General features: G+C 41.9%; 14 protein-coding genes. 5 read left to right on the top strand and 9 right to left on the bottom strand.

Annotated elements, in window-relative coordinates; translation table 11 throughout:
* Nucleotides 1–702, bottom strand: a complete 702-nt coding sequence (locus M9899_04160; protein MCO5113352.1) for a DUF3617 domain-containing protein — start codon at nt 700–702, stop codon at nt 1–3.
* A 64-nt stretch (nt 703–766) separates the two neighbouring features.
* Nucleotides 767–1,489, bottom strand: a complete 723-nt coding sequence (locus tag M9899_04155; GenBank protein ID MCO5113351.1) for a DUF4347 domain-containing protein — start codon at nt 1,487–1,489, stop codon at nt 767–769.
* 78 nt (nt 1,490–1,567) lie between these two features.
* On the opposite strand from M9899_04155, the gene M9899_04150 reads away from it, so the two are divergent.
* Entirely contained in the window at nt 1,568–2,413 is an 846-nt protein-coding gene (locus tag M9899_04150) for an aspartoacylase (GenBank protein ID MCO5113350.1), read from the top strand.
* Between the two features lie 118 nt (nt 2,414–2,531).
* Here the strand turns inward: M9899_04150 and M9899_04145 are convergent, their stop codons facing one another.
* Nucleotides 2,532–3,239 carry a hypothetical protein gene (locus tag M9899_04145; protein MCO5113349.1) on the bottom strand — a complete coding sequence of 236 codons (708 nt, stop codon included), beginning with the start codon at nt 3,237–3,239 and terminating at the stop codon, nt 2,532–2,534.
* 161 nt (nt 3,240–3,400) lie between these two features.
* Between M9899_04145 and M9899_04140 the strand changes: the two genes are divergently transcribed.
* Complete coding sequence (locus tag M9899_04140) at nt 3,401–3,955, top strand: hypothetical protein (protein ID MCO5113348.1); 555 nt, start codon at nt 3,401–3,403, stop codon at nt 3,953–3,955.
* 51 nt (nt 3,956–4,006) lie between these two features.
* On the opposite strand, the gene rimI is transcribed toward M9899_04140, so the two are convergent.
* Nucleotides 4,007–5,134 (bottom strand): ribosomal protein S18-alanine N-acetyltransferase, encoded by a 1,128-nt coding sequence (rimI, locus tag M9899_04135; GenBank protein MCO5113347.1) that lies wholly within the window; start codon nt 5,132–5,134, stop codon nt 4,007–4,009.
* 28 nt (nt 5,135–5,162) lie between these two features.
* Between rimI and M9899_04130 the strand changes: the two genes are divergently transcribed.
* The gene (locus tag M9899_04130; protein MCO5113346.1) at nt 5,163–6,626 is read left to right on the top strand and encodes a RimK family protein; all 1,464 of its coding nucleotides are present in this window, start codon (nt 5,163–5,165) and stop codon (nt 6,624–6,626) included.
* Nucleotides 6,627–6,629: 3 nt separating this feature from the next.
* Here M9899_04130 and M9899_04125 read toward each other — a convergent pair whose 3' ends face one another.
* The 5 genes from M9899_04125 to tmk are packed head-to-tail and all read right to left on the bottom strand — an operon-like array spanning nt 6,630 to nt 11,319.
* A complete protein-coding gene (locus tag M9899_04125) occupies nt 6,630–7,922 on the bottom strand; it encodes a phosphoglycerate kinase (GenBank protein ID MCO5113345.1) in 1,293 nt (430 codons plus the stop codon).
* Nucleotides 7,923–7,982: 60 nt separating this feature from the next.
* The gene (gene gap / locus M9899_04120; protein ID MCO5113344.1) at nt 7,983–8,990 is read right to left on the bottom strand and encodes a type I glyceraldehyde-3-phosphate dehydrogenase; all 1,008 of its coding nucleotides are present in this window, start codon (nt 8,988–8,990) and stop codon (nt 7,983–7,985) included.
* Complete coding sequence (locus M9899_04115; protein ID MCO5113343.1) at nt 8,983–9,768, bottom strand: TatD family hydrolase; 786 nt, start codon at nt 9,766–9,768, stop codon at nt 8,983–8,985. The genes gap and M9899_04115 overlap by 8 nt, the downstream gene beginning before the upstream one ends.
* A gap of 1 nt (nt 9,769) precedes the next feature.
* Nucleotides 9,770–10,690 carry a hypothetical protein gene (locus M9899_04110; protein MCO5113342.1) on the bottom strand — a complete coding sequence of 307 codons (921 nt, stop codon included), beginning with the start codon at nt 10,688–10,690 and terminating at the stop codon, nt 9,770–9,772.
* Nucleotides 10,687–11,319 (bottom strand): dTMP kinase, encoded by a 633-nt coding sequence (gene tmk, locus M9899_04105; protein ID MCO5113341.1) that lies wholly within the window; start codon nt 11,317–11,319, stop codon nt 10,687–10,689. The genes M9899_04110 and tmk overlap by 4 nt, the downstream gene beginning before the upstream one ends.
* A gap of 134 nt (nt 11,320–11,453) precedes the next feature.
* Here tmk and secG point away from each other — a divergent pair, with 134 nt between their 5' ends.
* Together secG and M9899_04095 are read left to right on the top strand one after the other, a co-directional pair.
* Nucleotides 11,454–11,813: a preprotein translocase subunit SecG gene (secG, locus tag M9899_04100; protein ID MCO5113340.1), complete on the top strand. Its 360-nt coding sequence runs from the start codon at nt 11,454–11,456 to the stop codon at nt 11,811–11,813.
* Between the two features lie 54 nt (nt 11,814–11,867).
* A complete protein-coding gene (locus tag M9899_04095) occupies nt 11,868–12,410 on the top strand; it encodes an AgmX/PglI C-terminal domain-containing protein (GenBank protein ID MCO5113339.1) in 543 nt (180 codons plus the stop codon).
* Nucleotides 12,411–12,426: the final 16 nt, after the last annotated feature.

Raw genomic sequence — 12,426 nt, 5'->3', positions numbered from 1 at the left:
TTATTTTTTAGGTTTGGTTTTTTGAACTGGAGCTTTTTTTGCTTCTTTGGCTGCTGGTGGGTTCACTAGCTTTTGAAGGCTCTCTTCATCCGTCTGAATGTTCTCCCACTTTTTTGCTAACTTTTTAAGTTCAGCATCTCTTTTTAAAACATGATCTGGGCACTTTGAGGCAAAGAAAGTTCCTGTGATTTTCACAGTATCTCCTTTTTTGCCATTTTTTTTGTATTCGGTCATGACCTGTTCAAACTTTGTAGGACTTAGTGCTTTCATATTAAAAGTCATTGATCCATCGCTACAAGTAGTTTTTGTTTCGACCTCTTTGGATGTCGACTTTACCACTTTTGACTTGCAGTCTTTCATATCATTACTTTCATTTTGGGCCATCATTTTAGCAATGGTTTTTTTGTCCATATTTACGTCTTCTTGGCTGATACACATCTCTAACAGCTTTTCTGCCAACTTATTTTCACCACTCATTTTTTCCATTTGTTTACGAGCTTCTGGAGGCAACATACTTAAGTCCATGCCTTCCATACTTTTCTGCATCTCTTTCATCGCATTTTGCATTTCTTTTTGTACGTCCACTTCTTTTCCGTCTACCGTCATAGTGCTCTGCATACGGTATGCCCCTGGTTTTAAAATCAACTTGGCCCATGTTGTCTGTGCTGTCATAAGCACCGTCATTACAATGATTGTTCTCATCGCCCCTCCCATTTATTTAGACTAGAATCATTATATTTTAATATACCCAAACGTCTAGGTGATTTTAAATTTCTATTTTTCGAATGCGTTGCGTATCCCACGGACTCCAAGTGATGTACTGAAGAGTGGGCAAGGTGATCGGAACAAATAAAATAGAAAGAACCTTCGAAAATAAATTGGGACGCAGTTCAGGAAGGTCGAGATCGTTCACAAAATAATCCGTGGGGTAAAACATCACTTTTGTGCTGGCATAGATTGTGCCTTTTTCTTTTAAGAGGTACTTCCCTAGTTTTTCTACAAAGGGTGTTCCTAAATTAAAAAGACTTTTTTGCCCTACAGAACAGGAGTAGAGATACACCTTCGCTCTAGGCGCTAAAGAACCTTGAAAATTCAGTTTATGTATATTGAAACGATGAAGGCTCTTGGTTCCGATTTTCATGCGAAAGGGTGAGCCATGGGCATGTAAAACAAGTTCATCTATGGGAGCCTTTTGCGCCATCTCATCCAAGGCAGGACCTATCTCAGGAATTTTTGAAATTTCTAAATAATGCCAATGGGGTTGGTCTTTATAAAGACTTGTAAACTCTGCTTTAGCAATCTGAAATAAGGCCGAGTCACTTCTTTTATCAAAAGCATTGATAAAGACCTTCTGAGAGGTCACGTGTTTTTGTTTTTGTGATTCCTGAGCCTGACTTCGATGTTGGGCATGATGCATTTCATATACAGGAACTAACTGACACGCAGAAAGAAAAAGAATAAAATATAATAGAGCTATTTTTTGTGGCATGTGCAGGATAAAAAACTTTGGGCTTTCCCTTGTCAAGTCCGTTCAAGGAACCCAAGCATTATTTTCAGGGAGAAAAATATGAAGGTGGTCATTGTGGGCGCAACCCACGGGAACGAAAAGACTGGGGCTTGGCTTATTGAAAAATGGAAGACTCATCCTGATCTTTTGCCTTCACAGCATGAGTATTTACTTATGATCGGTAACCCCAAAGCTCTTGAACAGAACACACGTTATGTGGATTTTGACCTTAACCGTAGTTTTAATGGAGGCAACCAAGACTCAAAAACTTATGAGTACCACAGAGCCCGAGAATTAAAAAATAAGGTCAAAGAATGGTCAAAAGGTGACGATGTTTTTTTAATTGATCTGCACACCACCACGTCTAATATGGGTACGACTCTTATCCTTTCTGATCAAGAGCGTTTAAACGCCTGGGTTTTAAAAAAGGCTCAAATACAAATTCCTGAAGCCCGTTTGTTATTTTCTTTTTTTGATCAGCAAAATATTTATTTAAACTCATTAAGCCGCTACGGAGCTTTAGTGGAAATTGGCCCTGCACCACAAAATTTACTCTTAGGTTCAGCCATTGAGCTTATGGAAGCCGCTACTCTGGAAATTTTAAAGGCTTTACCCCAAAATCCACCTAATTTTTTAGAACCCGTAGTGCTAGAAGGGTTTTTAGAAGGAGATGAGGTTCTGTATCCGATGTGGAAAGACAAACGCTACTCTTCACATATTCATCCTCATTTACAAAATAAAGATTTTGAACTGCTTCAAACTGGTGACCCCATCTTTATTTCGCAAGATGGAAAAACCTTACATTACGAAGGCGAGGACACTTACCCTATTTTTATTAACGAAGCCGCCTATTACGTGAAGGACTTTGCCTTTACCAAAGCCCAAAAGACAAAGATGACCTTTTAACCTAAACCTTAGATATGTGTTTGTAATGCAACCCATATTAAGGACCCTATCGCCCTTAAGTATAAAGACGATAAACTATAAATCTTAACAAGTGGGATCACAAAGTGGCTTAAACCCCTTATCCTGGAATGCCGATGGCGTCTTTAGTTTGCGGATCTTTACCTCTGGTAGGAGTTCTTGGTGGATTATATGTCTCTAACTCCATATTTACATAAGGAAGAGTAAAGCATCTTAACTTAGGCTTTGTAGGATCATGTAATTTGGGAGACGGTAAAGTAAAGGTCTTTAATAATTTCTCATCTCCCCATGCTGCACCTGAATCTTTTCTGGCTTTGGCCGTTATAGTGACAAATTTGGGATTCATAGACTCAATAGACTTCCATAGTGCATGGATATCATTTGATGAAGGGTCTTGATCTATAAGCTGTTTAAGTTTACCCAGTTGTTGTATAATTTTTTCTTTGATTGCCATTTGTTCTGTATCTGCTGAGGTGACTGGTTTAATAGCTTTTAAATAGGTGTCGATGCGTTCTTTAACAAAGGCTATTTGAGCCTTGTTTTTTGCATATCTGACAGTGGGTTCTTTTCCATCTATGATTGAGGCTAATCCAACTCTAATCCCCAAATATCCCGTATCATCCAAGAGTTCTTCGCTGGGTTGGCTATTGATCTCTCGGCGTAAGACTAGGTTTTCACCTTCAAACGAAAAGCTAAATTTATACAAGTTTTCATCTTTTTCTGCATCTGCTACCTGATCACAGGCAAAGGCCTGCGCACTTACACATAAAGTCATGAGATAACACAGCAAAGACTTTTGAATTTTCATTCTAAACTCCAATATATTAGCTATAAATATAAATCGGATGCCTTAAAAACAGACTGAAGGGCTAAAACTTACAGTTTCTCGTTATGAAACGCCTAATTCGAGACCCACCCTAGCTTTTTACATATTTGTGCGGTACTTAATGGCCACTTTTAGGAGGGACTATGAAAACAATTTTAGTATTAGTAATGGCTTTAGGATTTACAGGTGCTGCTTGGGCCCAAACAGGTCCACAATCTGTATACACAAGTTTAAATATTCAGGACTGTCTTACAGTTGAATCCGTGATGCTTTTGCCAGAAGAAGAGCGTGAAATTGACTATTACACTGGTGTTTGCCCTAGTTATGGTGGTTACACTGTAGGGGTCAGTGGTGGTGATTTACGTTACAGCTTATTCCTAAGCTATAATGGCACTGAGATCTCTTTACCTTCTTATTACCAATTTCATGAAACTGGTAATCTTGCAGAATGGAGATACGCCTTAAAATCTACGGGCTTCCATTCTAATGAGCTGCAACTTAAAGCTTTAATTTACCGTATCTATTATTCTGACTACGACACTAACGGCAACGAAGTGAATAAATCCAATTTAATCGTAGTACGCCTTAACAAAGAAAAATCGTGCGTGATTGGCATAGTTCCACAACAAAAAGACATGAACCTTGCCGCTCGTAAGATCGCTGACAACCCTAAAGCTCGTTGCGTAAAAATCAACTAACTTACAAATCTCTTGGCTCTAGGACGCTTTGTTCTTAGAGCCCTTTGCTCTTCACCTTTTTGACTTGGGATACACGATCACACAAGCTTGATCTTTCTTGCGTCCATACCTCGCCATCTTTAAAAATTCTTTTTTAAGAACAGGAATGTAGGCTTCCTCTGGAAAAGCGGTGCTCATGTTCACATCCATAGCTTGCAGCACTTCGGGTTCTGGGTCGTGGATATAAAAATGATCCTCATCGTAGCCCGCAAGTACGACCCAATGAGGAGCTTTGGATTTAGTGATCTTATAAGAGCTGATCAGCACCAAAGGGATGCCTTGTTTTTTAAAAACTTTTTCCAGTTGTTTTTCGTTTAAGCGACCTACACGCAGTGGCACTTTGAGTTGTTCAATTTGATCTTTGAAGTTCTTATGAACCAATTTGACCACATCTTTTTTGGCTTTCGACCTTACCCCATCTAAAAACATGGGGCCCGCGTGGCTCACCCAGACTTCGACCTTAAAACCACGTTTATGGGCAGCTAAAGCCAAACCCTTGGGCCCACAGCCGCCATGACCTGAGGTCATAAAAATGGTGGTGGCCTCTCGCCAGATCGTAAGTTCCTTCTCAAAGCTGGGAGTTGTTTTTTTATCATGTGCCGCCATAGCCATAAGAAGGCTTGCGGCTCCGCAGGTGAACTCGGTGTTTTGGCTAAAGTAAGGCACCTTAAATTTAAAGCCTAAGTTTGTGGGTAAAAGCCGCTTTTCATAGCAAAGGGCGTCGCTCCCGTCTTCGTAAAACTGGGGCTTCACTCCAAATTTACGGTAGCCACTGTCTTGATAAAGTTCGATGGCCCCTTTGTTGTCCGTGCGCACTTCAAGTCTTAAATGAGTTTTATCGCGATCTAAAGCCAACTCTTCTGACTTTTTAAGCAGTTTTGATCCTATTCCCATGCCCCTAGCTTTGGGGTCCACGGCGATAGAGTAAAGGCGGGCCAAACTTGTCCCTCTTTTGTAAAGCAATAAAGCGTAACCCAAAACACGTTTTGATTTTTTAGCCACAATGAAATCCGACTTGTCAGACTGTAAGAAATGGCGAAAACTAGCTTTAGAAAGGACATCAGATTGGAAACTCTCCTGCTCTAATCTTAAAAGCTCACCGAGATCCGAAAGCTTAGCAGGTGTGATTTTTATTTCCATTCTTATTTTGTATATAAGGTCTTAAACTATGGCAAATGTTTATGTGGTAGTCGACGACAAACAAGACTGGGCTCCTTATTACCCCAGCTCTAATCTTCTAAGTTTTCAAGAGTACATCAACTTACCTATGGCTGAAAATAAACAGGCGTTTGTGATCAACCTGTGTCGCCATTACAGGTACTTGTCCAAGGGGTATTACACCTCCCTCTTGGCCGAAGCTAGGCAACATAAAGTGATTCCTTCTGTAACCTCCATTAACGACTTAAGTAGAAAGTCGATTTACAACTTACAAACGGATGACTTAAATCCAATTGTAAAAAAGATTTTTGAAAAGCACCCAGATAAAGCTCGAGACAGTTTTGATCTTATGGTGTACTTCGGTCGCACTTCGGTTCCCGAGTTTGCCGATCTGGCGTGGAAACTTTTTGAAACTTTTAAGTTTCCGATTTTAAATGTGCATTTTACCAAAATCAAAGACTGGCATATCAGCACCGTCAAACCTTCTTCGATCCACAAACTTAAAGACAAAGAAGAGGACGAATTTGCTCACGCCCTTGAAGCCTATGATTCTAAAGTCTGGCGTAAACCCAGAGCCAAGAAAAAATACGATTACGATCTGGCTATTTTAATAAATCCCGACGAAGCCCTGCCTCCTTCAAATAAAACAGCACTTAAAAAACTGATCAAAGCCGCCAAAGAGTACAGCATTCACGCCGAGCTGATCACCAAAAGTGATCTGACAAGAATTGGTGAATACGACGCGCTTTTTATTCGCGAGACCACAGCCATCAATCATCACACCTACACTTTTGCTAGAAACGCAGAAAAAGAGGGCTTAGTGGTGATTGATTCCCCATCTTCGATTTTAAGATGTTGCAACAAAGTGTATTTACATGAACTGCTGCAAGCCTCAAAAATCAAAACACCTAAGACCATATTGCTAGACAAAGACCATAAGATCACCGACGAGGTCGTAAAAGAATTGGGATTTCCTATTGTACTTAAAGTGCCTGACAGTTCTTTTTCTGCAGGAGTGTTTTTAGCAAAAGACATGGAAGAACTTAACAAGATCACCAGCTCCCTGTTTGAAAAGTCCGTGGTGGTTTTAGCTCAAGAGTATATGTACACCGACTTTGATTGGCGAGTAGGAGTTCTGAACAAGCGTCCTCTTTTTGTCTGTCGTTACTATATGTCTAAAGGTCATTGGCAGATTTATGATCACAAAGATTCTACCCATGTGAAGTCTGGAGGGTTTGATGCCATTGCTATTAACAAAGCCCCTAAAAAAGTCATCCAAGCCGCCCTTAAAGCCACCCAAGCCATAGGTGATGGATTATATGGGGTAGACCTGAAAGAAAAAGACGGACAAATCTATGTCATCGAAGTCAACGACAACCCCAACATTGATGCAGGCACCGAAGACGCCTACTTAGGCGACGACCTTTACCTTAAAATCATGGAAGAGTTCTATGATCTGATTGATGAGTCTTAATTATTACGATTTATTACGAATCACAGTAGATGCTGGCGATGAAGGTTCATCTTCTTCTAGGTCTTCATACTCAGCGGCCACCCACTCGACTCTTTGCAAGCCCGCGATCTCTTCGCGTGTGAGTTCTAGAGATTTAAGACCTGGTAGGACTTTGCCTTCAAGATATTCTAAAGACGCTCCACCACCTGTGGAAATGTGAGTGAAGTTCCCACCAAACATTTGCGCCGCAGAAGCAGAATCGCCTCCACCCACAACAGTTGTAGCGTCCTGCAATCCGCTTAGGACTTCGCAGATGCCCTTTGTGCCGTTAGCAAATTCTGGGACTTCAAATACACCCATGGGGCCGTTCCATAAAACAGTTTTAGCTTTTTTTAATTCTTCGGCATAAATTTGTAGTGTTTTTGGACCAATATCTAAACCCATAAATCCTGAAGGGATGTGTTTAGACTCTGTGGCGTCTTGTGTGTTTTTTAAATCTTTAGAAATGATGTGGTCTACGGGCAAAAGCATTTTTTTATTTTTATATTCAAGCTTTCTTAAAAGGTCCCTAGCGTAAGACACTAAATTCTCTTCCACCAAAGAGCTTCCTACATCTATACCTTGAGCCTTAAGAAAGGTGTAGGCCATGGCTCCACCCACAACAAAGGTGTCCACTTTTAATAAAAGATTTTCAATGATGTTGATCTTATCACTGACCTTAGCACCACCTAGAATTAAACAAAACGGAGACTCTGGTTTTTTTTGTAAACCTGAAAGGTACTTGATCTCTTTTTTGATTAAAAAACCCATCCCACGATCTTTGATCAAACGAGGCAAAGCATCCACACTGCAATGCTTGCGGTGGGAAACTCCAAAAGCGTCATTGATATAAATGTCGGTGTAAGAGGCCCACTGGCTAGCTAAAGACGTGTCGTTGCCCTCTTCGCCTTCAAGAAAACGTAAATTTTCAAGCATCATGATCTGGTTGCTTTTCAGTCCTTGAAATAAAGCCTTAGGCGCATCACTGTCAGGTTCTTCCACTAGGATCACATCTTTTTTAAGAGTTTCACCTAAGTACTCTGCAATGGGTGCCATGCTAAATTCTTCGTTGTATTTGCCTTTAGGACGACCAAAGTGAGAGGCTAAAATGATCTTGCCTTCGTTTTCTAAAATATATTGGATCGTAGGCAAGGCTTCATCAATGCGTCGAGTGTCTTGAATCACTCCGTCTTTAACAGGAACGTTAAAGTCTACACGAAGAAAGACATTTTTATTTTTGAATTTAAAATCTTCTACTGAACGAATTATGGATTTCATGCCTTTACCTACTGTTAAACATATTTAAATTTTCAATGAGCCCGAACTTGAATCTAAAGTTTAGATGCCTTTTTCTGCCATGTACTTACACATATCAATCATTCTTTGTGAAAATCCAACCTCGTTGTCATACCAAGATAAAACTTTCACTAAGTTGCCTGACATCACCATCGTAGAAGGCAAATCCACCATGGAGCTTTCTTTGCGGCCATTAAAATCCACACTGACAAGTGGAGCCGTCTCTACTGCTAAAATTCCTTTTAACTCAGAAGACTGAGCCGCTTTAGTCAAAGCCGCATTCACCTCTTCGATAGAAGTGGTTTTGGCAGACTCAAAAGTAAAGTCCACTAAAGAGACGTTGGGTGTGGGGACACGAACAGAAAATCCATCAATCTTGCCCTCAAGCTCTGGCAAAATTTTACCCACAGTCTTTGCCGCCCCCGTAGTCGTAGGAATCATAGACACCGCCGCCGCACGCGCACGTCTTAAGTCTTTGTGATTGCCATCTAAAATGCGCTGATCATTGGTGTAAGAGTGCACCGTAGTCATTAGACCTTTCACAATGCCAAACTCATCATTTAAAACTTTAGCCAAAGGCGCAAGACAGTTGGTCGTACAAGACGCATTACTGATGATGCTATGGGCTTTACTGTTATACTGTGTGTGATTCACTCCATACACCAAAGTGAAGTCCGCACCAGGAGCTGGGGCTGACACCATCACTTTTTTTGCACCTGCAGTGAGATGCTTTTCAAAATCTTCTTTCTTTTTGAAAGCTCCTGTACATTCTAAAACAACATCCACACCATAAGACTTCCAATCAATATTGGCAGGGTCTCTTTCTGCAGAAAGATGAATCTTTTTACCATTCACAGTCAGTTCTTCTTCGGTGGCGTTAATGTCTGCGTTCCATACCCCGTGGACAGAGTCATACTTGATCAAGTGGGCCATCTCTGCCGCACTCATCATCCCGTTGATGGCTACAATTTCCACATCTTCAAAACCTAATCTCATCGCCTGACGACCAATACGACCAAAACCGTTGATACCAACTTTTAATTTAGACATGGGACTCCTCCAAGACTTTAATTTTTGGGAATAACTTTTGAGTATTTATTTGCACTTGTTTTGCCAGTTCTTCAAGTGAAACCTCTTTTAAATCCGCAACTTTTTGGGCTGTGTGCACCATAAAGGCAGGTTCATTCTTCTTTCCACGCAAAGGCACAGGAGCTAAGAATGGCGCATCCGTTTCCACATGTAAACGGTCTAAAGGCACAGATTTCACGACACTGCGTAACTCTTCGGCCTTATTGAAGGTCACCACACCACTGATTGAAATATTAAATCCAATATCTAAGGCTTGGTCCGCAAGCCACTGCGTTCCTGTAAAACAGTGCAGAAGTCCTTTGACAGAATCTTTGTATCTTTTCAGCATCGCAATGGTCTCAGCCTCTGCATCTCGGGTGTGAATCTCCACAGGGAGATTCTTTTCTGCCGCTAACTCAAGCTGCTGTTCAAAAGCCGCTAACTGTTCGGTCTGTGAAGAGTGGTTGTAATAATAATCAAGGCCAATTTCACCCACTGCGACCACCTCTTTGTGGTCTAAATTATTTTTTAAAAACTCTTGGGCTAAAGCGTAGTCTTTGGCATCATGGGGATGCACACCCAAAGCGCAGTACACTTTAGGATAAAACTTCTGAGCCACAGCCAAAACTCGCGGATGATCGTCGGCATTGGTCCCAATATTGATGAACTGGCGCACATTCAAACTTTCCGCGTGGGCAATGGCGGCTTCTGCACCTTGCTCTAACATATCTAAGTGCGTGTGGGTGTCTATCCAATACATTTTATAAATCCTCTATGGCCATATACAAGTGGTCCATCAAAAGTTTGCGGTCCACATTTTGTAAACATGCAGATTCAAGTTCATCCACTTTTTCTGATAACTCTATCCATGACATTGGTTTTTGAAATTGTCCACTTAAGAGCTTCTCTTTAAGCAGAAGGCGAATCTTTTCTAGCCCCTCTAAAAATCCTTCGCGGCTGTCCATCCATTCTAAAGGTTCAGGTTGGGCCTTGCGCGCCACTTGTCCTAACCATTTTTCCATCTCTAAGAGGTCGGCAAAAAAATCATTTTGATTTAAAAGTCGATCTAAACGCCCTTGCACCCAAGTTGTTCCTTTGTCTTGAAATTCCGTTTGTAAGTGTTTTTGGACAAAGGCCTCTGACAACGGCGGAACATTCACCACCTGCACTCTTGAGCGAATGGTAGGCAAAACACTTTTAGCTGAAGGTGTGGTCAAAAGAATCCAGCAGTTTTCTGGGGGCTCTTCGATGGTTTTTAGTAAAGAGTTGGCGGCTTGCACATTGAGCTTATCCGCTCGATGCAGAATCAGCACGGCATCTCGGTCGCGCTTGTAGGACAAATAGTCTATGGCGTCTTTGGCCTGTTCCACCTTGATGAATTGCCCATCAGGCTCGATCTTTTTTACACGCGTGCTTTGCCCCGCCAAAAAGGCGACGCAGTCAGAACATTGACCGCAAGGGGCTGTAATTTTTTTCCCACCACAAATTCGTGTTTGGGCCATAAACTCAGCAATGTCCACTAGGGGCAGTCCCACCTCACCCACAATCAGCAAGGGGGAAGTCATCTGAGTAAACCTGCTCAGACGCTCACTGAGTTCCCCTAGAATGAACTCGCGAATGATCTTTTGCGCTTGTTCATTTTGAGGGCTTGAGCTGTTAGGGGAGACACTGTCCTTGCTCACTTTAAAAGACCTCTTTGGGTTAAGACTTCTATAAGTTGATTCAAAATGGCTTCGGGGCTCTGGCTTCCATCTAGTACCGACCATTTTTGCGGCTCAGTAAGGGCTTGTCTTTTGTAAGACTCATAAACGCGTTGATGAAAATCCCCCGCTTCAGATTCCATACGGTCTAAAGGTTCATTTAAGTTTCTTTTTCGTTCCTGGCAGCCTGCAAAATCTAGGTCCACTAAAATTTGCAAATCTGGGGCGCAGTCTGAAATGGCAAATTCATTGAGCCACACCACCTGTTCGTCTAAAAGCTCGCGCCCCCCTGCTTGAAAGGCCAAAGAGGAGGCAGTGAAACGATCACACAGAACCACTTCCCCGCGATTCACCCGAGGACGGATCACCTGCTCAACATGTTGAGCACGACTAGCTTCATACAGTAAAAGTTCGGCACGTGGGGAAATTTTATAATCGGTGTCGCCTTTGATTTCTAAAAGCACTTTGCGGATCTCTTCACCTAAGGGAGTGCCTCCAGGTTCGCGAGTCATATATACGGTGTCGCCTCGGTGATCCTCCAACCAAAGCTTAAAATTTTTCATCAATGTGGATTTTCCGGAACCATCCAAACCTTCAAAAACTAAGAACATGCTGACAATCTAGCTTATATTGACTTGGGGATGTATTACGCGCAGCAATAAACATGACCTTTTAATGGGAATTTGACACACTAATGGGGTTTGCGTACTTATGTAAGTCTCGATTTTTAATGCTAGGAGAAACTATGCTAACAGCTTTGACCATTTTACACTTATTCATCGCCGTACTTTTGATTTTATTTGTCCTTTTACAAGACTCTAAGGGCGACGCTTCAGGCATCATCGGCGGTGGTGGAAACCAGTCTGTTTTTGGTTCCACTGGGGCTTCTAATTTCTTAGTCAAAGCCACAAGAACCATTGCGTTTTTCTTTGCTGTTTCAAGTATTGCTCTGGTGTATGTCACCACCTCTAAATCTGGAAAGAGTGTGATTGATTCTATTCCCGCAACAAGCTTACAACAAGAAGCTCCCGCAGTTCCTGGTGAAGCGGGTGTGCCTGCTGAAGAGACCACAGCAAGCCCTGCTCTGCCAGAAAACACAAACTAGATTTTCATTCACCTTAAGACTGGCCTCAGCCTTAGGGATTTCAAGGATTCTTAAATGAAACGCACACGCCCTTTTCCAACCACAATGCTCACCCTCTTTGCGGTTGTAGTGATTGTGTCCTGTGTATGGGGGCTTAGGTCGCTGTATTTTGATCTTCCTCCATTAAAAATGGAAGAGGGGCCTACTGCGGAAGTTTCAGACGATCCCACGCTGAGGGACCTCACCTTGCCCAAACTTTTCATTTACACTTCAGAGCTTAAAAATGAAGATCCTACGACTGCAAATACGGACTCTACTGCAAGTCGCAAAGTCACAGACAATGATCTGATTCTTAAAGTCATCATGCAAAACAAACATCGTTTACAGAGATGTTATGAAAACCATCTACGAAACCAACCCGAAAGCCGTGGCGAGATCTATTTGGCCTTACACATGACTCCTTTTGGAAAGGTGCAAACCGTAAGGGTTGAAAAGTCGGACTTTGAGAGCGACCCTCTTTTTGCCTCTTGCCTAGAAAGCGTGATCAAACGTTTGCGTTTCAAATTTGAAAAGGCCGACAAAAACTTTATTGTTTCTATTCCCCTCGAATTTCAATAAGGACGGTTTATCTCCT

It is taken from the genome of Pseudobdellovibrionaceae bacterium (assembly GCA_023954155.1).
Lineage (GTDB): Bacteria > Bdellovibrionota > Bdellovibrionia > Bdellovibrionales > UBA1609 > JAMLIO01.
This window is presented reverse-complemented; position numbering and strand designations above follow the sequence as displayed.